This window comes from Hymenobacter nitidus (genome assembly GCF_020447315.1).
GTDB classification, from domain to species: domain Bacteria; phylum Bacteroidota; class Bacteroidia; order Cytophagales; family Hymenobacteraceae; genus Hymenobacter; species Hymenobacter nitidus.
In genome coordinates this window covers 277,967-301,293 of sequence record NZ_JAJADQ010000002.1, presented here as the reverse complement: position 1 = coordinate 301,293, position 23,327 = coordinate 277,967, and the positions used below count along the sequence as shown (strand labels likewise).

The following is a 23,327-nucleotide window of genomic DNA, read 5'->3' as shown; positions in this document are numbered from 1 at the left end:
AGTGGGCGCAAATCTAAATAAAGTGGGCTTCGTATGTTGCCCAGGCTCCGCTCCTACTGTTCACCTTCCCTATGCTCCACCGTCCCTCTTTCCGGCTGCTCTCCACCCTTCTGCTGACCGCGCTGCCCGTAGCCGCCCTCCAGGCCCAGAATGCCGCCCCCGCCGCAACCGGTATCGACTGCCACCATCCCTTCGGCCTGACCGACAACAACGAGCGGGTGTACCGCCTCACCGACGCGGCCGGTAAGCCCACCGGTGAGCTGCGCATGCGCGTGGTGAGCCTGAGCTCGGAGATGAACAAGAAAAAAACCGTGGAGACGCACCTGGTGCTGCTCAAAAGTGGCCTCTACGACGCCAAAAGCCGCCTGCTGAACATGCAGGACCTCACGATTTCCTGCCGCCAGGACACCAGCTTCGTCGATGGTATGAGTGAGCTGAAGCCCGAAAGCCTCCGCTCGTTCCGGGACCGGAAACTGGTGTACGCACCCGTGGCCCTGGCCTGGCCGCACCAGCCCACGGTGGGCAGCACCTTGCCCACCGGCGGCAGCGAAGTGCAGGTCAGCAGCTCGGTGGTGGATATTGCCAAGGTGCGCAGCTTTTCGCGGCAGCGCAAGGTCGTGAGCGGCCCCGCGCCCGTGACCACGCCGGCCGGCACGTTCTCCTGCTACAAGGTGGAATCGGAGCACGAAGACGCCACCCAAGCCCGCAAAGACATGGTGATGCGCACCACTTATAAGGTCGTCGACTACTACTCGCCCAGCGTGGGCATCGTGAAAACGGAGGTCTACGACAAGAAAGGCAAGCTGGCCCAGACCCGCATGCTGGCAACTATCAACAGCGGGCAAAAGCAGTAGGCTTACTCAAAAACCAGTAGATTAGGGGCCACATCGTTGGCCCCTTTTTCTTGTCTGTTCCCATGACGTATAAGTCCTTCGCCCTGCTGCTTGGCCTGGCCGCTGTTGCCGCCTGCCAGTCGTCGCCCTCCGCTACCGAAACCGCCAAGACCAATGCCGCCGCGCCGGCTATGGCCACCAGTACCGGCAAAACCTACGGCGCGGCCATTACTGCCGCCGGGGCACGCCCCATGAGCGAGCTGCGTCAGGTGCTGGGCACCCAGGATTCGGCCCAGGTGAAGCTGGTAGGCACGGCCCAGGAAGTGTGTCAGGCCAAGGGCTGCTGGCTCACGATGACCACTGCCGATGGCCGCCCGATGCGGGTGCGCTTCAAGGATTACGCCTTTTTCGTGCCCAAAGACATCAGCGGCAAAACCGTGGTGGTAAACGGCTGGGCCCACCGGGAAGAAGTGCCGGTGGAGGATTTGCGCCACTACGCCAAGGACGCCGGCAAGTCGGACAAGGAAGTGGCCGCTATTACCCAGCCCGAGGAGCAGCTCAACTTCGAGGCCGACGGCGTGCTGGTGCAGGACTAACCCGGCTGGCCCGCGCTAGAAAGCTTAGGCACAAGGCCCTCCGACCGGGGGCCTTTCTTTTTTGCCGTCTTCCGCCGCCTCGGGTGGCCGAAACCGGTCCGGCCCCCGTATTTTTAGCCGGCTGAATCGTTGTCCTTTTTGCGCTTCCGACTCTTATCCACCTCTGGGTTCAGCCCCGATGTATGTCCGACACCACTGCCATCCAGGAGAAAATCACGGCCCTCACCGAGCGGCTGCACCACCTCAACCACCAATATTATCAGCAGGATACCTCCGAAGTCTCGGACCAGGAGTTTGACCAGATGCTGGCCGAGCTGCAAGAGCTGGAAAAGCAGTACCCCGAGCTGGCTCTGCCCAATTCGCCCACCCAGCGCGTGGGCGGCACCATCACCAAGCAATTCCCGACGGCCCAACATAAGTACCCCATGCTGAGCCTGGGCAACACCTACTCCGAAGCCGACCTGCGCGACTTCGACGAGCGGGTGCGCAAAGGCCTGGAGGGCGCCGAGTTTGCCTACGTCTGCGAAATGAAGTTCGACGGCGTGGCCATGAGCCTGACCTACGAAAACGGCCAGCTCACCCAGGGCGTGACGCGCGGCGACGGTACCCGCGGCGACGTAGTGACCAGCAACGTGCGCACCATTAAGAACCTGCCGCTGCACCTGCGTGCCGCCGGCCCGGCCCAGCCCGCCGAGTTTGAGGTGCGCGGCGAAATCTTCATGCCCCTGCCCGTATTCGACGACCTGAACAAGGAGCGGGAGCAGAACGGCGAAGCTCTGCTGGCCAACCCGCGCAACGCGGCCAGCGGCACGCTCAAGCTCCAGGACTCGGCCGTGGTGGCCGCGCGCCGCCTGCGCTTTTTTGCCTACAGCTTCCTCAGCCCCGCCCGCGGCGTATTTCCCACGCACAGCGCCTCGCTGGAAGCCCTGAAAGCCTGGGGCCTGCCCGTGTCGGACACCTGGCGCCTGTGCCGGTCGATGGCCGAAGTGCTCGACTTTATTCACCACTGGGAGAAAAAGCGCTTTGAGCTGCCCGTGGCTACCGACGGCATCGTGATTAAAGTGGACGACTTCCGCCAGCAGGAAGTGTTGGGCTTCACGGCTAAAAGTCCGCGCTGGGCCATTGCCTACAAGTACCCGGCCGAAGCCGGCCGCACCCGCCTGAACGAAATTCAGTACCAAGTGGGCCGCACCGGGGCCGTGACACCGGTAGCCATGCTCACGCCCGTGCCTCTGGCCGGTACCATCGTCAAGCGCGCCTCGGTGCACAACGCCAACCAGATTGCCGCCCTCGATTTGCGCCTGGGCGACATGGTATTCGTGGAGAAAGGCGGGGAAATCATTCCCAAAATCACTGGCGTCGACCTTACCGCCCGCCCCGCCGACAGCCAGCCCATCCGCTACCCCACCGAGTGCCCGGCCTGCGGCACGCCACTCATCCGGCCCGAAGGTGAAGCCCACTTCCGCTGCCCCAACGACACGGGCTGCGCCCCCCAGCTCAAGGCTAAGCTGGAGCATTATGTGTCGCGCAAGGCCCTGAACATCGACGGCCTGGGGGCCGAAACCGTGGCCCGCTTCTTCGACCTGGGCCTGGTGCGCACCCCGGCCGATATCTACGACCTCACGGCCGAGAAACTGACGGGCCTGGAGCGCCTGGGCGAAAAGTCTATCCAGAACCTGCTCACGGGTGTGGAGGCCAGCAAGCAAGTGCCCTTCGACCGGGTGCTCTTTGGCCTGGGCATCCGCTACGTAGGCGAAACCGTGGCCGAGAAGCTGGCCGCCCACTACCGTAGCATCGACGCCCTTTTGCAGGCCTCGGCCGCCGAGCTGGCCGCCGTGCCCGAGGTCGGCAACGTCATTGCCGTGAGCCTGGCCGCCTGGAGCCAGGAAGAAGCCAACCGGCAGATTATTGAGCGGCTGCGGGCCGCGGGCGTGCAGCTGGCCCTAACGGGCGAGGCGCCTAAGGCCGTCAGTGACCGGCTGGCGGGCCTCACGTTCGTGCTGTCGGGGGTGTTTGAGCAGCACAGCCGCGAGGAGCTGCAGCAGCTGATCGTGCTGAACGGGGGCAAGATTACCGGCTCCATCAGCAAGAAGCTCAGCTACCTGGTGGCCGGCGACAAAATGGGCCCCGCCAAGCGCGAAAAGGCCACGGAGCTGAAAGTGCCCATCATTACGGAAACCGACTTGCTGGCCATGATTCCGAACGAAGTAGAAAACGACGAGGCGGAAGATATTTTAGCCCCACAAAACCCTGATTCCAGCGCGGAAACAGCTTCCAAAGAGACTTTTCGGGCACCCTCGGGCACTGCAAACGATTTAGGTCAGCAAGGTTCCTTATTTTAGCGGCCGAAACCACTGTTCCGGTGGTATTGGCCCCAACCGTGAGCCGGACCGCGCCTTGCTGCAGGGCCGGTCAATTCCCACCCCGGCTCACGGTTGTAGCGCCCCCAAGCGGCCCGCTTTTTGCCCGCGGCAGCCTGCCCTCTTTCCCCTTCCCGACTTTACTTCCGTTGCTCATGTTTCGCACTGTCTTTTCGGTCGCCTTGCTCAGCGCGCTGCTTAGTGCCCCTTCGGCCTTCGCCCAAACCACTGTTCCGGCTGCCCCCGCCGCTCCGGCTTCGGCCGTTCCCAGCCGCCCCATCACGCCCCCGGCCGAAACCCAGAAGCTGCTCAAGAAGCGGGATGTCGTCGTACTCGACGTGCGCACGCCCGAGGAATTTGCCACCGGCCACCTGACCGGAGCCCAGAACCTGAACTTCCGCGACCCGAACTTCCCCTCCCTGCTGGCTGGGCTGGACACGACTAAAACCTACGTGCTTTACTGCGCCTCCGGCAACCGCAGCGGCAAGGCCACGGTGCTGATGCAGGAAAAGGGCTTCCGCAAGCTGGTCAACGCCGGCGCGTTTAAGGAACTGAAAGCCGCAGGAATAAAGACGGAGTAGAGCTGCTGTCATTGCGAGCTTGCGAAGTAATCCATCTTCTGAAATGTGCCGTGCCTTCTAAAGTGAAAAGCCCTTTCCCGCACGAGCAGGAAAGGGCTTTCTGGTACAAGAGTGTTTATCACCAGCAGCAGAGGACGCGGATTGCTTCGTGCCTCGCAAGAACAGGCGGAAGCTTTAGAAACTCTGCACGATGCTGTTGTGCAGGGTACGGGGCTTCCAGTAGCCGCTGGCAATGATGCGGCGGATGGTGAACAAGGGGTCCTGCTGGTCGCGCTTTTCGGCCAGCACGAAGGCTGCCACCATGCCGCGCTGCTTGAGCTGCGGGATGGCCTCGGGGTTCCACAGGCCGAAGGGGTAGGCGAAATACTTGATTTCCTTACCGGTGATTTCCTCCAGGGTCTTGGTGGGTTTCTCAATCTGGGTTACCCAGTCCTCACCCTGATACTTCTTCACGTTGTGGTGGTCCCAGGTATGGGAGCCGATGACGTTGCCCTCGTCCGAGAGCTGCTTTACCTGCGCCTTGCTCATGTAGTTGGGGCGGCCCAGGCTCACGGTCATCACGAAATACACAGCCTTGAACCCGTACTTGTCGAGCGTAGGGCGGGCCACCGTGAACTGGTCGAGGTCGGTGTCGTCGAAGGTGAGCATGATGGGCTTGCTCGGCAGCTTGGCCCCGGTGGTCAGGTAGGCGTAGAGCTGGTCGGGCAGAATGGTGTGGTAGCCCGAGTCGGCCAGCATCTTGATCTGGTCCTTGAACTGCTGCACCGGCACGATGTAGTCCTTGGCATTTTTCGAGTCCTTGGCGCGCCAGTCGCGAATCTGGTGGTAGCACAGAATCGGAACCTGGGGGCGGGCCGTGATGGTGGCCGCGTCGGCAATTTTATTGGCCGGAATGCTGCTCGGGTCGGGCGCGGGTGTGGCGTTGGCTTCGTCGGTAGCCGTGGCCGTGGTGCCCGACATAGCGGCGGCCGTGGCGGCCGAATCCGAGGCTATGGCTTCGGCCGTGGGGCTGCCGGTTTCGGAAGCCGTGGCAGGCTTGGTGTCGCAGGCGGTGAGAAATGAGCTGGCGGCCAGGGCTGCGGCGGCCGCGAAAAGCGGGGTACGGAACAAAATCATGCGGACAATTGCGGCGGCAGAGTGCCAGACCAGGTACTTTTGGGGAGAAAATGCCGGAAGCCGACCTTGACCAAGAGCATTGTATCTTCGCCGCGGACCTTCCAAGTCACAAAACAACAGCTAATTCCCCGCATGGACAAACTTCGCGGCACGGGCGTTGCGCTCATCACGCCCTTCACCCCCGCCCCCGACCACGCCGTCGACTACCCCGCCCTGCGCCGCCTGCTCGATTTCTGCATCGACGGTGGCGTTGAGTACCTCGTCATCAATGGCACCACGGCCGAGTCGCCCACGACGACGGCCGACGAAAAAGCCGAAATCTTACGCATCGTGAAAGAGCACGTGGCCGGCCGCGTGCCGCTCGTGTACGGCATTGGCGGCAACGACACGGCCGGCCTCGAAACCCTGCTGCGCACCACCGACCTGACCGGCATTACGGCTATTCTCTCGGCCAGCCCGGCCTACAACAAGCCCAGCCAGCAGGGCATCGTGCAGCACTACCTGCGCCTGGCCGATTTGAGCCCGTTGCCTATCATTCTCTACAACGTGCCGGGCCGCACCAGCTCCAACGTGTCGGCGGAAAGCACGCTGCGCCTGGCCCAGCACCCCAACATTATCGGCATCAAGGAAGCCAGTGGCAACCTGGAGCAATGCATGGCTATTGCCGCCCGCAAGCCCGCGGGCTTCATGCTCATCAGCGGCGACGATATGTTGACTACGCCCATGATTTCCTTCGGAGCCGAGGGCGTTATCAGCGTGCTGGGCAACGCCTTTCCCAAGCGCATGAGCGACATGACTCGCCTGGCCCTGGCCGGCAACTACACCGAAGCCACCAAGCTCCTCTTCGAGTTCCTGCCCCTGAACCCGCTGATGTACGAGGAAAGCAACCCGGTCGGCGTCAAAGCGGTGCTCGAAGCCCAAGGCCTGTGCTCAGCCGCCGCCCGCCTGCCCCTGCTCGAAGCCACCGAAGGCCTAAAGCAACGGATTCAGAAGCTGCTGTAAGGTGCTTCGTGTCCTGGCGAGCAACGAAGCAATCCGTCCGCTGAAATGTGCTGAATGCGCTTTACTGAAAAGCCCTTTCCTGCTCGTGCGGGAAAGGGCTTTTTTATTGGGAAAAGATATATCTACCACCATTTCAAGGTAATACCCAGCATAAAACCGCTACCCGCCAATAGCAGTAAGGTCAAGACCAAAGGCGACTCCCACCACCCCCGATTCAAAACGTCTTCCGTCTCGCAGTGCGCCGGCCGCAGCGGGTCGTAGCGGATGACTACTTCATTGCCCACCAGGTAGTCGAACGAATCTTCGGAGTCGGGCGCAACAACCCGCGCCTGCTGGCGCTGGCCCGCTTCGTCGCGGTACTCAATATCCAGCCGCATAATCGGCTTGTTCTTCTGCCGGATTTGCTGGGCTACCAGGATAGTAGCGGCAGCCTGCATTCCGAACTGCCGCAGGTACCGATGGCGTAAATATTTGCGCAGCTCGCTCACGGCCAAGCCGACATTAATCAGCGTGACAAGGCCAAAAAGCAGTTCTTTCTGAATCATACCGAAAAACGAGCGGAGCTACTGACAGCTGTAGAGGTAGTTCTGATGGGCTTTTTTTTCGCGGCAGCCGATGAATTCCGCCTGGTCCTAGCCGCTAGTTAATTCAGCGCTGCCCCAGCCGGCGCCACTGCTCCGGGGCCAGATAGTCGAGTGGGCTGCTGGCGGTGGTGGTCAGTTGGCCAGCCAGCAGGGCTTGCAGTAAATACCCCACCGTTAGAAAATCGGCCGTAGCTACGGCGCGGTGCCATCTGCTGCCCTCGGGATTCGTGGGCCGGGAGTTCAGCACCGGGGCCGGAATGTGGCTACCGTGCGCGGCCAGTAGCTGATTGGTAGCCGCTGCCACTTGCTGCACGGCAGCTAATCGACCGGCATCCGTGAGCGTCTCGTCCAAGCCCAGCTCGATGCACCCCGTAAAGCCCACGCTAGCCTGCAAATACCATTCTTCCCGCAGCTGCAGGAGCCAGGGCGGTAGCGCCGGGCCCCGCCTGGCGAGCACCTCCACGGCATAGCCCAGCCAGACTTCCAAATGGGCGTCGAGGCACCAGAAGCCGTGGCCCTGGTAATTGACGAAGCTGGTCGCCATGAGGCCTACCAGCCGCTGGCCAGCACGTCGGCGACGTGCATGGTCTTGATGGGCTTCTTCTCGCGGCGGATGTAGGCGTCCAGGTGCATCAGGCAGCTGGTGTCGGTGCTGATGAGGTAATCGGCGCCGGTGGCCAGGGCGTGCTCCACTTTCTGCTCGGCCATAGCTACCGAAATGGCTTCAAACTTCACGGCGAAGGTCCCACCAAAGCCGCAGCAGGTTTCGGTTTCGGCCATTTCCAGCCGCTCCAGGCCCTGCACGGCATCCAGCAGCTGACGCGGGGCCTCCCGGATGCCGCACTCCCGCAGGGCCGAGCAGGAGTCGTGGTAGGTGTATTTGCCCGGCAGCTGGGCCCCTGCAATAGCCGACACGCCGAGCACGTCCACGATAAACTCGGTCATCTCGAAGATGCGGCGCTGCACGCTGTGGTACTGCTTCTGCTCGGGCGTGTTCTCAAACAGCTCGGCGTAGGTATTGCGCACCATGCCCACGCAGGAAGCCGACGGACTCACGATGTAGCGGCCGGTGTCGGAGGGAAAGTCGCGCAGAAACTTGGTGGCCACCGAGCAGCTTTCGGCCTTGTAGCCGGCGTTGTAGGCTGGCTGCCCGCAGCAGGTCTGGTTGCCGTTGTAGTGCACCTCGCAGCCCAGCTTTTCCAGCACCTTTACCATGTTCATGGCAGTATCGGGAAAAAGCTGATCCACGAAGCAGGGAATAAACAGGTCGACGGCAGTAGGCATGGCGTGTGGTTGTGGTAGTTGCCAGAGTGGAGAAATCAACAGGCAGGGTCAGGTTCGAAATTATATATCCGAGTAGTCTTCAATCAACTCCCAGGCAGGCAAGTTTTGAAAATCCTTGGAGTATGGCCGTTTGAAAACTTTCGGTCCAAAGCGGTACTGTAAGTAAAAAACTATGAAATTATCCTTCCTGAATTCTATCCTGTATTCGGTTTCATCCGATTCTATCCGATACTCTGTGTCAGCCTCCAAAATGACCTCAATACAGGATAGTTCTATCCACAACGTCAGCTTTGCAACCTGCTCGTTGTAGAATTCAATGCCAATTATGGGCTTCGAGTTAGTAGTATCTGACATGTGTTCCTAATCAGAAATGGAACACCGAGCCTGCCGCCTGCCAGGCCTCGGTAAAGGCTTTGGGGTCGAGGCCGGTTTTCTCCCCGATTTCGGAGAAGTAGGCCACCAGATTTTCCGTGGGCATGTTGCCGGTCAGCTCGTCGGCGGCCATGGGGCAGCCCCCGATGCCGCCCAAAGCCCCGTCGAAGCGGCGGCAGCCGGCCGCATAGGCCGCGTGCACCTTCTCGCGCCAGGTGCCGGGCGTAGTGTGCAGGTGGGCTCCAAACTCGATGGCCGGAAAAGCCGGAATCAGCTGGCGAAACAGCGGCTCGATGGTTTCGGCTGTGGACGCCCCAATGGTATCCGACAGGGCCACGATGCGCACGTCCATATCGGCCAGCTGCTGGGTGAACTCGGCCACGGTTTCGGGGCTCCATGGGTCCCCATACGGGTTGCCAAAGCCCATCGACAGGTAGGTTACCAGCGTCTTGCCCGCCTTCTCGCACACCTCCTGAATGGCGGCCAGCTCGGCCAGGGCTTCGGGAATAGTCTTGTTGGTGTTGCGCAGCTGGAAGGTTTCGGACACCGACAGCGGGAAGCCGATGTACTGAATTTCGGGGTAGGCCGCCGCCGTTTCGGCTCCGCGCAGGTTGGCCACGATGGCCAGCAGCTTGGTGCGGGTCTGGCTTAAATCGAGGCCGGCCAGCACTTCGGCCGTGTCGCGCAGCTGCGGAATGGCCTTGGGCGACACAAAGGAGCCGAAGTCGAGCGTGTCGAAGCCCACGCGCAGCAGGGCGTTGAGGTAGCTGGTTTTGGCAGCCGTCGGAATAAACTCGGTCAGGCCCTGCATGGCGTCGCGGGGGCATTCAATGAGCTTCATAGGAGGAAAGGTTGGGTGGAACGGCAAAAGTAGGAAAGTAGAACCTTCTACCCGGAAATCGGGGTTTCCCTTGTACGTATCCGTTCCTCCTTCTAACCACCGCGAATGCCCCTGGTTTCCCTGCGCCCCCTGTTTCGGCTTTTTCTCCTGTTGCTTCTTACCACTGCCTGCAGCCAACAGCAAACGCTGCAGGGTATTTTCCAGAAAAGCACGCCCCACGAGGCTTATGCGCGCCGCCTGCGCCAGGCTCACCTCGACGAGACGGCCCTGGGCCGCGACTGGCTGGCCGCCGCCGACCGAGCCCTGCGCGACTCGCTGGTCGTGACGCTGCCCTTCCAGGAAACCGGTCTGTTTCGCGCCGACCGGGCCATGGCGGCCTCCTACCGCTACGCCGTGCGGGCCGGCGAGCAGATCAACATCAGCCTCACGCTGGCTCCCGGCACCGATGCCCACGTGTTTCTGGATGCCTACGAGCTGAGCCCCAACCAGCTGCCCAGCCCCGTCGCCTCCGCCGACACCACGGCCCTCTCGTTCAGCTACGCCGCCGAGGACGACCAACAGCACTTGCTGCGCGTGCAGCCCGAGCTGCTGCGCTCGGGACGCTATACCCTGCGCATTCAGCGGGCACCCTCCTTGGGATTTCCGGTGAAGGGCAAGAACGACGTAGCCGTGGGTAGCTTCTGGGGCGCCGACCGTGACCAGGGAGCCCGCCGCCACGAGGGCATCGACATTTTCGCCAAGCGCGGCACGCCCGCCGTGGCTTCCGTGCCCGGCCTGATAACCCGCGTGGGCGACACGCCGCGCGGCGGCAAAGTGGTGTGGCTGGCCGACACCCAGCACGGCCAGCATTTGTACTACGCGCACCTGGACAAACAACTGGTGCAGGCCGGTCAGCTGGTAAAGGCCGGCGACACGCTGGGCTTGGTGGGCAACACCGGCAACGCCCGTACCACCAACCCCCACCTGCACTTTGGGGTGTACCGCTCCGGCCGCGGCGCCGTCGACCCATTCCCGTTCGTGCGCAAAGCCGATGCCCTGCCCGCCGCCCCAAGCACCAAGCCCGAGCGCCTGGGCCAGTGGGTGCGGGTGCGCGCCAAAGCCACCTTACGCCGCAGTCCGGCCGCGAAAGGAGTGGCGGTAGCGGCCATGCCCCGCAACACTCCCTTGTTCGTACTTGGCAGTCAGGCCAGCTGGTACCGGGTCGAGCAGCCCGACGGCCGTATCGGCTACGTGGCCGCCGAGGCGGTGGTGCCCGCCGCCACACCCGCTCTGCGCAATGAGGCCCTAGCTTCGTCCGCCGACCTCTACGCCAACCCCACTGCTGTAGCCGTGCCCCTCGATACGCTACCGGCCCGGGCCCAGGTAGCGGTGCTGGGTGAGTTTCGCGGGTTTCGGCTGGTGCGCAGTGCTTCCGGCGCAATTGGCTGGCTGCCCACCACGCTGGCAACGAAAGGCTAGCTTACTTGTGCTTCACTTTTTATCCGCTCAGCCCCAATATAGCGGCAGCAGGCCGTATTGTTTGCTACGGACTGCTGATAAATACACATGCGGCAAATTCGCTTAATCCGACTACATGTATTTATTCATATTCCAGCCCATACACAAATGATTACAAGATATTTATGAAACGTATTCGACTTGTTTTATTCCTTGCAAATCCCACTTGATACAACTGGCTTTAAAATGGTATGTATCAAGCATAAAAAAGCCCCGCTGCCTGAGCAGCGGGGCTTTTTTATGCTGGGTTGGGTAGCCGGCCTACTCGGCAATAACTACCGCTTTTTGCAGCTTTTTGGCGTAGGCAATACGGCGCTCTTTCCCTCCGACGGTGATGTAGTCGAAGCCCACGGCGCGGGTGTCCTCCTTCACGGCCGACCACGACTGCGCATCAACTTCGGCGGGCTGGGCGGCAGTTTTGGGCACGGCGGGCTGGGTGAACCGGTCTTCGCGGAAGAAGTTATTCATGCCCTTGAGAATGGCAATTTCCTTGTCGCGCACCGTAGCGGCCTGCGGATCTTCCAGTTCCCGCTCGTCGAGCAGGGCCGTAGCGGGCATCACCTCTTTGCGCAGCGTGTCGCCGGCGCTGTTGACGATGATGAACCGGGCTTGGGCATTCAGGATTTTAGGGCCCTGAAGCTGCAGGATAAAGTTATCCTTGGTCTTAGTATTGGAGAAATAATGCGAGGCCCGCACCGTATTGAGCACGGTACGGCTGTTGAGGCGACTGGTCGCCGTGGGTGGCGTGTACACTTTATCCGCATTCTGCGAGGTGCCGACTTCCCGCTCGGTGTTGATACACGAGGTCAGGTGCAGCGACAAAACCGCAAAAGCAGCCGGGAGAACAAGTTTCTTCATTGTGGGGTAATCAACCATCTTCTATTCAGTTCGGCAAAGTACAAAAGTCCCGAGCAGCCTTGCTAACTGGACAGTGGTTCACTGCCAATTTTGTACCAAAGCAGGGTTGTTGGTTGCGTGTACCCAAAAAACGGGCCGAAGGTTGCCTTTTCGCGGCCGGGTATTTTACAAATTAAAGCCAGCCTAATTCCAGTCCCAGCACCCAGCGCGGCAGCTCCGGATACGCCTGCCCGGCCGGGCTCCGAAACACGTCGGAGAGGCGGTAGCGGCCACTCAGGGCGTAGCGGCTGGACCCCAGACGCAGGCCGACCCCGTAGCTCCAGCGGCGCAGGAAATCGAGGCCGTGCTCGGAAACCGTCACGCGCTTGGCGCCCTGGCCTGGCCGGTCCTCGTAGTAGTGCGTGGTGCTGATAACCCAGCCGCCCCAGCCGCCCACGTCCAGGTAGCGGCCAATAACGTTGCCGCGCCGCCCCTGGTTGAGCCGCACGAAGCCTTCGAGCTGGGCTTGAGGCAGAGCCAGGTATTCACGGTGATGCTGAGCGGCGTTGGGCACGAGCTTCTGCGCGTTCTGGGCCAGGTGGTAGGCCACCCGGGTGTAGCGCAGATCCAGCCCCACCGCCAGCCGCTGCGACACCCGGAACTTGTTGCGCAGGCCCAGGGCGAATTCCGCGGAGCTGCCGTAGCGCAGCGCGGCTCCCGGCCCCGCGGCTGGCCCCGCCACCAGGCCGTAACCCAGGTAGAAGTGGTTGTAGTATGCCCGGTTGGGCCCAAACACGCTGCGCACCGTATCGGCCCCGGGTTGCTCCTGGAGCAGAATACGCTGAGCCTGGATGGGCACAATTACGGCCGTCAAAGCCGCCGTCAGCAGTAGTAGGCGTCGTCTCATGGCCTGGAATAGCTTTGGGTAATGCCCCGGTAGCACACCCGCACCGTGTCGCCGGACTGCAGGGTACGCAACGGAATCTGCAGCACGGCCCGCTGCGTTACTTCGCGCACTTCGTAGGAGCGCAGCACGCCGCGCCGGTCGGCCACGTGCCAGTAGAGGTAGCCGGGGCGCACCAGCGGCACCAGTGGCTCGGGCTCCTGGCTGGGTTGACTCTGGGTGAGCTGCCGCTCGCCCTGCTGCTTAAGCGGCGGCGCCAGCTCCTCCCGTCCCACGGCCGGCACCTTCCGGGCCGACCCCACCAGCGCCACGGAATCGGAATAGAGCGGCAGCACCTGGGCCGGAATAACGGCCGCCTCGGACCGGATCAGCACGGCCAGCACGGTATCCTGGCGAATAAAGTCGACGGTAGGCGGCGCGGCCCCAGCAGTACTTTTGGGGTCCAGAAACGCGCTGGCGCGGGGCAAGCCATAGCCGTGGGCGTAGTCGAAATACGGGTATAAGTCGGCACTGGCCTGGAGCTGCTTAAACAGCTGCATTACGGTCAGGCTGCGGTTGTGCTGCCAGGCGCAGGCCGCAAAGCCCACCAGCAGCGGACTGGAAAAGGACGTGCCCTGGGTGCGCACGTAGCCACCCGGCGCGGCGGCCAGCACCGTCCCGAAGGCAATAACGTTGGGCTTGAGGCGCTGGTCGGCGCTGGGGCCGTAGCTGCTGAAGTCGATATGCAGGTAAGTGTCCGGGTCGAGGCCCCCCACGGTCAGTACCGAGTCGGCGTCGGCGGGCGTGCCGATGGTATGCCAGTCGGGGTCTTCCCCGTCGTTGCCGGCGGCATTTATCACCAAGATTCCTTTGCGCACGGCCATTTCGGCGGCCCTCGAAACCAGGCTGGTGTGCCCGTTCATCTGCTCGGGGAAGTAGCGCCGGTCGGTATAGCCCAGCGAGGAGTTGATGATGTCGGCCCCGTTGCGGTCGGCCCACTCGGCGGCGGCCAGCCAGGCTTCTTCCTCGGCGTAAATTTCACGGGTCAGCCGCTCGGTGCGGGCCAGCAGAAACTCGGCCTGGGGCGCCAGCCCCAGCGGCGTACCGTCGGGCAGCCGGCCGGCAATGCACGAAAAAACCTCGGTGCCGTGGGTGCCGCCCACAAACACGTTGGGGCTGCGGCGCACGAAATCGTAGGTGGCCACCACGCGCTTTTCGCGGTGCACCTGCTCGAAAGCCGGATGGCGCACGGCGCCCACGAAACCTACGTCGAAGATGGCAATGCGTAGCCCCTGCCCGGCCAGCCCCGCCTGCTGAAACAGCGGCCCGCCCAGACTGGCCGTCTGCCGGCGGGCCAGCTGCCGGTCGTCGGCCGAAATGGTAGGCGTACCCCGCTCAGCCGTGCCGGGCTGCCCGGCGGCCAATCCCGGGCGTCTCTCCCACTGCTCCACGCTGGCCACGCCCGGTAATTGGCGCAGGTGCGCGACCTGAGCGGGCGTGGCGTGGCAGGCCACGGCGTTAAACCAACGACTGACCAGCGTCACGGAATCGACTGTGGCCCTGATCTGGCGCAGAAAGTCGGCCCGCACGGGAAAGTCGGTGCTGTCGGCGGCGGGCAGGCGCTGGCGCCGACGGCGGGCCTGGGCCGCCGGGGAAAAGTACGTGGCGGGGTCGAACCGCACCCCGGCCTTATGGCGCAGGCGCACCCAGTAGCGGGCCACGGGCGCGGCCGGTGGCGTGGGCGCGGCTTGCAGCGCCGGACCGCCCAGCAGCAAACAGCAGGCAGCAACTTGGCCCCAGCGGGCAGCAGACCAACGAATACCCTTCAACAAAGCAATATGGGATGGGAGATGGAAGCGGAAGGTACGACGAGCCCGCGAAAATGGGTTTTTTGCCGCCCATTTTCCGTTGCTTGGCCCGGGAAACTCCGTAACGGCTGGCCGGAAGCTCGACAACTCAGGCTCATTCCCTGCCGTTTGAAGGGGCTCAACGCAGTACACCGTATTTAATCATATATGAACCGCTCCTTCCTTCGCCCCACCGTTGCCTTCGCCCTTAGCGCCAGCCTGTTAGTACTGAATACCGGCTGCGTGTCCCAAAAGAAATTCACCACCCTGCAAAGCCAGTACGACGAGCTGACCAAGTCGCGGGAGCAGCTGCAGGCCCAGAAAACGGCCCTGGAGCAGGAAAAAGCCCGCAGTGAAGATGCCCTGCGCTCCAACCTGCTCAACAAGAACCAGCAGGTGAATCAGCTCAACGACAACCTTAGCGGCGCCCAGCAGGCCAACACCCGCCTTTCCGCCGACCTGCGCTCCAAGGAAGAGCGCATTGCCGAAATGCAGCGCATTCTGGACCAGAAAGATGCCGCCGTGAAGGCGCTGCGCCAGAAAGTAGGCGACGCCCTACTCGGCTTCAACGCCCAGGACCTCACGGTGAACGTGAAAAACGGCAAGGTGTACGTGTCGTTATCGGAACAGCTGCTGTTCAAGTCGGGCTCGACGAAAGTGGACCCCAAGGGCCAGGAAGCCCTGAAAAAGCTGGCTACGGCCCTGCAAGGCAATCAGGACGTGAACGTGCTGGTAGAAGGCCATACCGACAACGTGCCGATTACCAAAGGCACCCTGGGCATGAAGGATAACTGGGACCTGAGCGTGTTGCGCGCCACAGAAATCACCCGCATCCTGACCGACTCGGGCCTGAGCCCGGCCCAGGTGACGCCCTCCGGCCGCTCGCAGTACGTGCCGGTAGCCGCCAACACCACGCCGGCCGAAAAGTCGCTGAACCGCCGCACCGAAATCATCCTGACGCCCAAGCTCGACGAGCTGTTCCAGATTCTGGAGGCCAATTAGAACCAAGGATTACGGCGGATTGGTCTGATTGTGTGAATGGTCCGCTGCCGGATTTCTTGCCAGCACTGTTTGAAAAAGGCGCTGCTTCTGGGAAGCAGCGCCTTTTTGCTTTTAGCCCGGCAGCTCAAATTCCTGCACGTTGCGCCACTGCTGGCCGTCGTGGCGAAAAAGCACGAAGCTGCGCACCTCGAACGTAGCCTGGTAGTGCCGGGTGGCAAACAGGCGGCGCAATTCGGGTACGGCGCTGGCGGGCAGGTCGCGGGTAGCCAGGGTCATGTGGGGCGTGAAGGGGCGGTTTTCGCGGGGTATTTCGGGCAGGTGGGCGGCGCACCACGCCGTAAGAGCCGCGTGAAACTGTTGCACGGCGTCGGGGCGGCTCACCTGCACATACAGGGTGCGGTTGCCAAACCACCGGAAATCCTGCAGCCCCACCGAAAAGCGGGCCTGGGTCTGAGCGAATTCGGCTAGGGCCGTACGCAGCTGGGCCTCATAGGCATCGGGCTGGCGCAACGGTGGAATCAGGGTGATATGCGGGGGCAGGCGCACCGCATTGCGGCTGCCGGTGAGCTGGTGCACCTCTTGTTTCATGGCCCAGACGTCCGCGAAAACCGGCTCAGGGGCGAGTATGGCGACAAGGAACATATGCTAAATGTGCTACCGTGTTGAATGTGTGAAGCGGGCTACTGCGTGTCCTTGCGAGCCGTAAGTCGAAGCCATCCGCCCGCTGAAATGTGCTGCACCCTCACAAGTAAAAAGCCCTTTCCCGTATGCTAACGGAAAAGGGCTTTCTGGGTATAAGGTTGCTTAGTCCTTCGCGGCGGCCGGATGGCTCCGCGCCGCTCGCAAGGACACACAGGCATCAGCGCATTAAAGCTTACAAGCCGTACTTGCTCAGCAAATAAATCAGGGAGGCCATGCTGGCGCCGCCCAGTTCCAGCTCGCGGCGGTTCACCTTGTCGAAGGTGTCGGCGGCGGTGTGGTGAATGTCGAAGTAGCGCTGGTCGTCGCAGTCGTAGCCGATGAGGGCTTTGGTCTGGTCTTTCAGCGGCTCGATGTCGGTGCCGGAGTGGCCGGCTTTGAATTCGGTGCTGCCGTAGGGCCGGAACAGCGGCTGCCACTGCTGAACCTTCTTAACCGTGGCGGCCGGGGCCTCGATGTTGAAGCCGCGGGGCGTGAATCCGCCCCCGTCCGACTCGATGGCCGCCAGGTGCTTTTCGCCGGCCGCCTTGGCCAGCTCCGCGTATTTGTTGCCGCCGCGCACCCCATTTTCCTCGTTCATGAACATCACGGCCCGCACGGTGCGCTCGGGCTTCAGGCCCGACGCCTTCAGCAGGCGCAGCGCCTCAATGCTCTGCACGCAGCCCGTGCCGTCGTCGTGGGCACCCTGGGCCAGGTCCCAGGAGTCGAGGTGGCCGCCCACCACGATGACCTCGTTGGGGTACTTGGAGCCCTTGATTTCGCCTACCACGTTGTAGCTTTTCACTTCGGGCAGGGTTTCACAGGCCATTTCCAGCTCGAAGGTGAGGCCGGGGCTGGCTTTGAGCAGCTGGCTGAGCTGGTCGGCGCCGTTGGTGCTCAGGGCCGCGGCCGGAATCTTGCTTACCTTCTCGTCGTAGCGCATGGTGCCGGTGTGGGGAAAGTCGTCGTGGGCCAGCGTGAGGGAGCGGACCAGGGCCCCGACGGCCCCGCGCTTGGCGGCTTCGATGGCCCCGTTGCGGCGCTGGTCGCCGGCTTCCCCGTAGGCCTGGCCGGTTTCGATGTAGGTCGGGTTCATGGGCCGGTTGAAGAACACGAACTTGCCGCGGACCTTGTCGTCGGGCAGGGCGGCCAGCTCGGCCCAGCTTTTCACTTCCACTACCTGCGCCTTGAGCTTGCCGTTGGTGCCCACCGAGCCACCCAGGGCGCAGACGCTCATGTCGATGCCCTTGCCTTTGTCGCCCTTGATTTCGGCTTTTTCCTTGGCCCCGCGCACCCAGTGGGGCACCATCACCTCCTGCAGATACACCCGGTCGAGCCCGAGCTTTTCCATGGTGGTTTTGCTCCACTGCACGGCCTGCTCGGCCTGGGGCGAGCCGCTGAGGCGCCCCCCAATAGTGCCCGTGAGGTAGCGCAGATTTTCGTAGCTCTGCCCGTTGAGCAGGGCCTCATTGTAGATTTTGCGCAGGTTCAGGGAGTCCGATTTGAGGCTGGCCGCCGTCTGGGCCTGAGCCGATAACGTGAAGAAGCCCAGGCCGGCCAGGAGCAGCCCGCGGCGAAATAATACGCGCATAAGCAACGAAATTCAGCGAAGAGAAAACGGTAGAACAAACCTCCAGCCGCCGAAAAAGGCGTTTGGCGGCGGACTAAGGTAACAGGAAAGATGGGCGGGCTGCGTAAGGCGGCTACTTTTTTGGCAGCAAACCGCGCTCCTGCAGGACCGGGGCCAGCGGCCCGGTGCGGCGCACCAAAGGCACTAGCTCCTCGTAGGGCAGCACTACTTCCAGAAACCGGTCGGCGTGGCCAGCCCCCGGCTCGCCCAGGGTGGCCGCGTCCCGGTCGTCGTAGGTGAAGACCAGGCCCGCCGGCGCCAGCACGAAGCCCCCGACGGGCAGCGGCGGCGCGGCCCCGCCGAGCGGCCCATAGCCGGGCGCGGCGGCCAGGGCCCGTTTCAGGCCCCGTCGGAACAGGGCCAGCAGCCGTTTCTGGTAGCCGGCCACCAGCAGATCTGCCAAGCGCAGGCGCTGGCCGGTGCGCAAATCGAACGTGGTGCCGTCGTACCACTCGTGCGGGTGGTAGTCGGGCCCCTGCTGGAAGCTCGACACGCGCAGGACGGAAAACAGGTTGTGGCCGTTGTAGACCACGTCGCCGACGCCGTGAAACTGGTAGCCGTTGTGCTGCAGCTGCCGGCGGGCCAGCAGGGTATCCAGGTACAGGGGCATCAGCTCGGGGGCAAAGGGCGCGGCCAGGGCCCGGCGCAGGCGCTGCTCGGCCACCGGGTTATTGGGCAGGCTGACCCGCACGTAGAGCTGGTGAAAAAAGGCCGAATCCAGCGGAATGTAGCTCGTATCGCGCCGAACGGTGTAGCGCACCATTTCCCACAGGTCCTGCTCGTAGCGGGCCGCGCCGGCGTAGGTTTCACGCAGCACAAACGGGTACTGGTGCCGGCCGTCGGCATTTTCCCAGGTGCCCTTCAGCTGGGCCGGGGCCTTGGCAGGCAGGCGGAGGCGGCCGGTCAAGTCCCCGGCCGGGGTTTCGCACAGATGTAATGTGCGGGCCCCCGGGCGCGCATCGAGGCGCACTTCCAGCCACCGACCCGACCGGTCGTAGTAAAAAGCGCCGGTGTAGCTGCTATTAGCCGAGTCCAGCTCAATGGTCACGGGCTGCTTGCCGATGGTGCCCCGCAGCCGGCGCGGCCCCGGATACCGCTCGTGCACGAGCTGGTTGGGGCGGGTCGCACTATCCAGGGGCCCCACCAGGCTAAACTTGCGGGCCAGGGTATCGACCACAACGGCCGGCGGCCGGGCCGGGTCGGCGGGCTGGGTCACGCCCTGGGCCACCGACACGCAACTGCCGCTCAGCAGCCCCCCCAGGAGCAGCAGGCGCACTCGGCTCATTTGCTGGCGGGTACTGCCGACGCGGCGCCGTAGGGTTGGGCCTTCGCGGTGGCAGTGCCGGTAGCGGGCAGGGTTACTTCCAGCAGGTTGCTGAACTCGTCGTCGGCCACGGTGGGCACGGGGCGCGGGGCGCCCAGCGCCTCGACCGTTTCCAGAATGGTGTTGGAATGGCCCACGACCAGCACTTTCTTGCCCGCATATTCGGCCTTAATTCGCTCGACCAAGGGGCCAAGCTGCCGGGCATCATACACCTGGGGCGTCAGGTTCAGGGCCGTGGCCAGGGGCGCGGCCGTGGTGCGGGTACGGATGGTGTTGGTGGTGAAAATGGCCACGATAGGCTCCCGGCCCAGCTTTTCGCGCAGGGCCTGGGCCCGCTGCTCCCCGGCCGGGGTCAGAGCCGGGTCGGCGAGGCCGGGCGTGGGGTCTTTTTCGGCGTGGCGCACGATGTAGACCGTAGTAGCCGGAGCAGCGGCGGGCTTGCTGGCCGCGCAGCCCAGCAGCAGGTTGGTGGCCACGAGGAGCAGCGCGGCGAAGGAAGCGGCGCGCCGGGGCAGAGAAAAGGTCGGTTTCATAGGGGAAGATCTTATTTCAGGCTTAGAATCTGTTGCAGCTCGGCGGCCGACACGGTCAGCAGGCCGACTTTGGGCAGCCGCTCGGTGAGGATGCGCCAGTTGGGGTCAGCACGAAAAATGGGCTTCAGCAAAGCCAGGGCGGCGGGCACCTGCTGCTTGTTGGCCAGCGTAATGGCGTGCCAGTACTTCATTTCCAAGTTTTCCGGAAACATCTTCTCAGCCGCCTCATACTCGGCAATGGCCTTGGGCATGTCGTTTTTTTCCACGGCCAGGTCGCCGGCATTCATGTGGTCGTAGGCGCGGGTGAGGCGCAGCAGGCGGGCCAGCTCGGGCAGGGGCGCGGCGTGGTCTTCCACCCGCAGGTCGATGAGCCGGTCGTCCCAGGGTGCGGCTGTGGCCTTGCCGCGCACCACCAGCAGGGCCGCCGACTGCTTGCCGCGAATGTCGCCGCCCGCGGCCTGGGCCGCTTCCAGCGCCGACAGCACCCGCTCGGCGAAGGGCAGTTTGGCGTTCTGCTCGTAGGCCCGGGCCATGGCGGGCCACACCTTGTCGTTGAGCATCATGTTGGCCTGCACCGAAAACTGGCTGCCTTTCTGGTGGCCGGCCAGATCCACGCACTTTTTGCCGGTGTGGGTGGCCACGTTGCCCCGGGCATCCACAATGGCTACCTGGCGCACGTCGCGGCCTTCATCGGTGCTCAGCAGCTCGTCGAGGGCCTGCTGGGCGGTTTTGCCGCTTTTCAGCAACGCCAGGCCGCGGGTGCCGAACGACTTATTGGTAAACGACTGGGTGGCTACCACGCCCACACCGGCCTCGCCCCAGCTCACGGCCGTGCCCACCGAAAACCAGTGGCTCTGCACGGCTACGGCCATGTCGCCGGTGGCCGGGTCGCGGGCCACGATGGAAAAAGTGTGGGCCAGCGGGTCGGAGGCCGTGTAGACCTGCGCAGTAGCGGCCCGGCCCAGGCCCAAAGCCAGCAGGGCCGCCGTGAAAAAGCGAAAATTCGGGAGCATGAAGAAAGGAGCTGTAGCGTGAATCGGGCCGGGAAGATAAAGCACAAACGCATCTGGGCACGCGAGGCTGCTTCGGGCAAGTGGACCGATTGCATCCGTAGATTGTTTGTACCAAAGCAGGCTGTACCAATTGATTTTTGGTACAGCCTGCTTTGGTACAACCACACCGCTGGGCTTTGGGCTGGCATGCACCTAAACGGCACAAGCCCCGAAAGGTGGTTTCGGGGCTCGTGACCATTCGTAGTGCGGCTTACTTCTTCGTGGCCTTCTTGGCGGCCGGCGCGGCTTTGGCTTTCCGGGCGGGCTGCGGCGAGGTCGTTTTTTTCGGCGGCGCGGTCTTCTCCCCTTCCAGGGCCAGCTGCCAGTCCTCGTTCATCTGGGCCAGGCCGTAGAGGGCCGTCAGATCGAACTGGCAGGGCACGATGGAAATGTAGTTGTGGGTCAGGGCAAACTCGTCGGTATCCTCGCCTTTGTCCTCGTTCTCGAATTTGCCGATCAGCCAGTAGTAGGGCCGGTTGTGCGGGTCGTAGCGCAGGTCAAACTCCTCGTTCCACTTGGCCCGGGCTTGGCGGCAGAGCTTGGCGCCGGCAATAGGTGCGGCCTGTTTCTTGGGAAAGTTGACGTTCAGGGCCGTGCCCACGGGAATACCATTGGCCAGCGCCTGGCGCGTGAGGTGCTCCACCCACTCCTCGGTGTGGGAAAAATCAGCCTGGTGACCATAGTCGCACAGGGAGAAGCCGATGGCGGGCAGCCCCTCGATGGCAGCCTCAATGGCGGCCGACATGGTGCCCGAGTACAGCACGTTCACCGAGGAGTTGGAGCCGTGGTTGATGCCCGACACCACCAGATCGGGCCGCCGGTCTTTCAGCACCACGTTCTTGGCCAGCTTCACGCAGTCGGCGGGCGTGCCGCTGCACTCGTAGGCCTCGATGCCCTCGAAAATGGTGCTCGGGTCGAGACGCAGGGAGGTGCCGATGGTGATGGCGTGGCCCATGCCCGACTGGGGCGAGTCGGGCGCGACGACCACTACTTCCCCGATACGGCGCATCACGCGCACCAGCATGGCAATGCCGGGGGCGGTAATGCCGTCGTCGTTGGAAATCAGAATCAGCGGTTTGCGGGCTTTCGTAGGCACGGGCGGCTTGGTTTTAAGGGAAAGAATAGGCGGGCAAAGGTACACAAGGCCCGGGTTTGGGTTGTTAGCAGCAGGTAAAGCTGCTCTATACGTCAACGCGCGGCGCATTGCCGCCGTATTTTCTGCCAACCATGACCAACTACTCCTTTTTCTGCGCGGCCCTGCTCCTCTCGCTGGGCGCCTGCGACTCGCCCTCGGGCCGCACCCCGGCCTCGTCGGCCGGCGCGGAGGCTCCTTTCGCCGGGGGCACCGGCGCCACCGACCCGGCCGCGCTGGAGCCATCTTCGTCGGGGGCCCGCCTCCCCGATTCGCTGCACCTGATCAGCCCGAGCCAGGTGGGGCGCCTGCGCCTGAATATGAAGGAGCAGGAGCTGCTGGCCGTGGTGCCGGCCGGGCAGCTCACCAAAACCTCGTACCAATATAAAGGCGTTACCTACCCGGCCTACCGCCTACGCGACGCCCAGCAGCCCAAGGCCCCGGAAACCATTCTGGAGTTTATCAGCGGCCCCGATTCGGTGTTTACCCTGCGCCGCATCCGGGTGTACGACCCGCAGTACCGCACGGCCGAGGGCATTGGCGTCGGCTCGCCGTTCGGGGCAGCCCGCCAGGTATACGGCCTCACCCGCGTGCGGCAGGACGAGGACGATTTTGTAGCCATATCGGGCCAGATGCGTATAGGCTGGATTCTGGACGAAAAATCGTTGCCCGCCGGCCACGGCACCGACATGAGTACGGCCGACATTCCGCCGGCCACCCGCATTATCGGGGTGCGGGTGCGCTAGCTCATCCGCAGGCATATGGGATTCCACCATAATTCTTGTACTTTGGCAACGATGGTGGTACCGCTATATACCTCTTTCCTCACCTCCCAAGCCCCGTCGACTATCCCTTCCTTGCCATATGGTCTTGTTTGAAAACCGCTACCGCTACCACGATCTGGGCCTTTTGCTGCTTCGCATCGGGATTGGGGTGATGTTCACCATTCATGGCTACCCCAAGCTAATGGGCGGCCCGGCAATGTGGACGCAAGTAGGAGGCGTGATGAAAATGGTCGGCCTCGACTTTGCTCCCGCCGCCTGGGGCCTGGTGGCGGCCCTGGCCGAAGCCGTGGGCGGGCAGCTGCTGGCGCTGGGCCTGTTTTTCCGGGTGGCCTGCGCCTTTCTGCTGGGCACCATGATTATGGCCACGCTCATGCACCTGCTCAGCGGCGACGCCTTTCAGGCCTACTCCCACGCCCTGGAGTCGGCTATTCTGTTTCTGGGCCTGTTGTTCGTGGGCCCCGGCAAGTACAGCCTCGACCAGGTACTGTTTCCGGCCCGGCGCCGCCTGTACTAATACTCCCGCGCGGGCGCCGGGCGTAAACCGGCAGTTTAGCTTTA

Annotated in this window: 23 protein-coding genes; 9 read left to right on the top strand and 14 right to left on the bottom strand. The window is 63.1% G+C overall.

Features of this window, described 5'->3' with window-relative positions; genetic code table 11:
• Positions 1–71 precede the first annotated feature (71 nt).
• From LGH70_RS04650 to LGH70_RS04635, 4 genes are all read left to right on the top strand, one after another.
• Positions 72–854: a TapB family protein gene (locus LGH70_RS04650; protein WP_226183160.1), complete on the top strand. Its 783-nt coding sequence runs from the start codon at positions 72–74 to the stop codon at positions 852–854.
• A 62-nt stretch (positions 855–916) separates the two neighbouring features.
• Positions 917–1,429, top strand: coding sequence for a DUF4920 domain-containing protein (locus tag LGH70_RS04645; RefSeq protein WP_226183159.1), 513 nt, complete (start codon positions 917–919; stop codon positions 1,427–1,429).
• Between the two features lie 182 nt (positions 1,430–1,611).
• Positions 1,612–3,771, top strand: coding sequence for an NAD-dependent DNA ligase LigA (gene ligA / locus LGH70_RS04640; protein WP_226183158.1), 2,160 nt, complete (start codon positions 1,612–1,614; stop codon positions 3,769–3,771).
• A 173-nt stretch (positions 3,772–3,944) separates the two neighbouring features.
• Positions 3,945–4,370, top strand: coding sequence for a rhodanese-like domain-containing protein (locus tag LGH70_RS04635; RefSeq protein WP_226183157.1), 426 nt, complete (start codon positions 3,945–3,947; stop codon positions 4,368–4,370).
• Between the two features lie 174 nt (positions 4,371–4,544).
• Here LGH70_RS04635 and LGH70_RS04630 read toward each other — a convergent pair whose 3' ends face one another.
• Entirely contained in the window at positions 4,545–5,486 is a 942-nt protein-coding gene (locus LGH70_RS04630; protein ID WP_226183156.1) for a polysaccharide deacetylase family protein, read from the bottom strand.
• Positions 5,487–5,618: 132 nt separating this feature from the next.
• Between LGH70_RS04630 and dapA the strand changes: the two genes are divergently transcribed.
• Positions 5,619–6,488 carry a 4-hydroxy-tetrahydrodipicolinate synthase gene (dapA, locus tag LGH70_RS04625; RefSeq protein ID WP_226183155.1) on the top strand — a complete coding sequence of 290 codons (870 nt, stop codon included), beginning with the start codon at positions 5,619–5,621 and terminating at the stop codon, positions 6,486–6,488.
• A 122-nt stretch (positions 6,489–6,610) separates the two neighbouring features.
• Here dapA and LGH70_RS04620 read toward each other — a convergent pair whose 3' ends face one another.
• The 4 genes from LGH70_RS04620 to LGH70_RS04605 all read right to left on the bottom strand — a co-directional run bounded on the left by LGH70_RS04620 (position 6,611) and on the right by LGH70_RS04605 (position 9,569).
• Positions 6,611–7,033, bottom strand: a complete 423-nt coding sequence (locus tag LGH70_RS04620) for a DUF3592 domain-containing protein (protein WP_226183154.1) — start codon at positions 7,031–7,033, stop codon at positions 6,611–6,613.
• A gap of 103 nt (positions 7,034–7,136) precedes the next feature.
• Positions 7,137–7,616 carry a hypothetical protein gene (locus tag LGH70_RS04615; RefSeq protein WP_226183153.1) on the bottom strand — a complete coding sequence of 160 codons (480 nt, stop codon included), beginning with the start codon at positions 7,614–7,616 and terminating at the stop codon, positions 7,137–7,139.
• A 5-nt stretch (positions 7,617–7,621) separates the two neighbouring features.
• A complete protein-coding gene (locus LGH70_RS04610) occupies positions 7,622–8,356 on the bottom strand; it encodes a (Fe-S)-binding protein (protein WP_226183152.1) in 735 nt (244 codons plus the stop codon).
• 364 nt (positions 8,357–8,720) lie between these two features.
• Positions 8,721–9,569, bottom strand: a complete 849-nt coding sequence (locus tag LGH70_RS04605; protein WP_226183151.1) for a hydroxymethylglutaryl-CoA lyase — start codon at positions 9,567–9,569, stop codon at positions 8,721–8,723.
• A 105-nt stretch (positions 9,570–9,674) separates the two neighbouring features.
• Between LGH70_RS04605 and LGH70_RS04600 the strand changes: the two genes are divergently transcribed.
• Positions 9,675–11,027, top strand: a complete 1,353-nt coding sequence (locus LGH70_RS04600) for a peptidoglycan DD-metalloendopeptidase family protein (RefSeq protein WP_226183150.1) — start codon at positions 9,675–9,677, stop codon at positions 11,025–11,027.
• 300 nt (positions 11,028–11,327) lie between these two features.
• Here LGH70_RS04600 and LGH70_RS04595 read toward each other — a convergent pair whose 3' ends face one another.
• From LGH70_RS04595 to LGH70_RS04585, 3 genes are all read right to left on the bottom strand, one after another.
• Positions 11,328–11,924, bottom strand: a complete 597-nt coding sequence (locus LGH70_RS04595) for a hypothetical protein (RefSeq protein WP_226183149.1) — start codon at positions 11,922–11,924, stop codon at positions 11,328–11,330.
• 172 nt (positions 11,925–12,096) lie between these two features.
• Positions 12,097–12,810 (bottom strand): hypothetical protein, encoded by a 714-nt coding sequence (locus LGH70_RS04590; protein ID WP_226183148.1) that lies wholly within the window; start codon positions 12,808–12,810, stop codon positions 12,097–12,099.
• Positions 12,807–14,561 carry a S8 family serine peptidase gene (locus tag LGH70_RS04585; protein ID WP_226183147.1) on the bottom strand — a complete coding sequence of 585 codons (1,755 nt, stop codon included), beginning with the start codon at positions 14,559–14,561 and terminating at the stop codon, positions 12,807–12,809. The genes LGH70_RS04590 and LGH70_RS04585 overlap by 4 nt, the downstream gene beginning before the upstream one ends.
• A 240-nt stretch (positions 14,562–14,801) precedes the next feature.
• Between LGH70_RS04585 and LGH70_RS04580 the strand changes: the two genes are divergently transcribed.
• Positions 14,802–15,635 carry an OmpA/MotB family protein gene (locus tag LGH70_RS04580; protein ID WP_226183146.1) on the top strand — a complete coding sequence of 278 codons (834 nt, stop codon included), beginning with the start codon at positions 14,802–14,804 and terminating at the stop codon, positions 15,633–15,635.
• 111 nt (positions 15,636–15,746) lie between these two features.
• On the opposite strand, the gene LGH70_RS04575 is transcribed toward LGH70_RS04580, so the two are convergent.
• The 6 genes from LGH70_RS04575 to surE all read right to left on the bottom strand — a co-directional run bounded on the left by LGH70_RS04575 (position 15,747) and on the right by surE (position 21,948).
• Positions 15,747–16,223, bottom strand: coding sequence for a 2'-5' RNA ligase family protein (locus LGH70_RS04575; protein WP_226183145.1), 477 nt, complete (start codon positions 16,221–16,223; stop codon positions 15,747–15,749).
• A 286-nt stretch (positions 16,224–16,509) separates the two neighbouring features.
• Entirely contained in the window at positions 16,510–17,904 is a 1,395-nt protein-coding gene (locus LGH70_RS04570) for a M20/M25/M40 family metallo-hydrolase (RefSeq protein WP_226183144.1), read from the bottom strand.
• 112 nt (positions 17,905–18,016) lie between these two features.
• Complete coding sequence (locus LGH70_RS04565) at positions 18,017–19,228, bottom strand: hypothetical protein (protein WP_226183143.1); 1,212 nt, start codon at positions 19,226–19,228, stop codon at positions 18,017–18,019.
• A complete protein-coding gene (locus tag LGH70_RS04560) occupies positions 19,225–19,800 on the bottom strand; it encodes a phosphoglycerate mutase family protein (RefSeq protein ID WP_226183142.1) in 576 nt (191 codons plus the stop codon). The genes LGH70_RS04565 and LGH70_RS04560 overlap by 4 nt, the downstream gene beginning before the upstream one ends.
• A gap of 11 nt (positions 19,801–19,811) precedes the next feature.
• On the bottom strand, positions 19,812–20,813 hold the full coding sequence (locus tag LGH70_RS04555; RefSeq protein WP_226183141.1) for a DUF1028 domain-containing protein: 1,002 nt from the start codon (positions 20,811–20,813) through the stop codon (positions 19,812–19,814).
• A 250-nt stretch (positions 20,814–21,063) separates the two neighbouring features.
• Positions 21,064–21,948 carry a 5'/3'-nucleotidase SurE gene (gene surE / locus LGH70_RS04550; protein ID WP_226183140.1) on the bottom strand — a complete coding sequence of 295 codons (885 nt, stop codon included), beginning with the start codon at positions 21,946–21,948 and terminating at the stop codon, positions 21,064–21,066.
• A gap of 131 nt (positions 21,949–22,079) precedes the next feature.
• Here surE and LGH70_RS04545 point away from each other — a divergent pair, with 131 nt between their 5' ends.
• A complete protein-coding gene (locus tag LGH70_RS04545) occupies positions 22,080–22,730 on the top strand; it encodes a hypothetical protein (protein WP_226183139.1) in 651 nt (216 codons plus the stop codon).
• Between the two features lie 118 nt (positions 22,731–22,848).
• On the top strand, positions 22,849–23,283 hold the full coding sequence (locus tag LGH70_RS04540; protein ID WP_226183138.1) for a DoxX family protein: 435 nt from the start codon (positions 22,849–22,851) through the stop codon (positions 23,281–23,283).
• Positions 23,284–23,327: the final 44 nt, after the last annotated feature.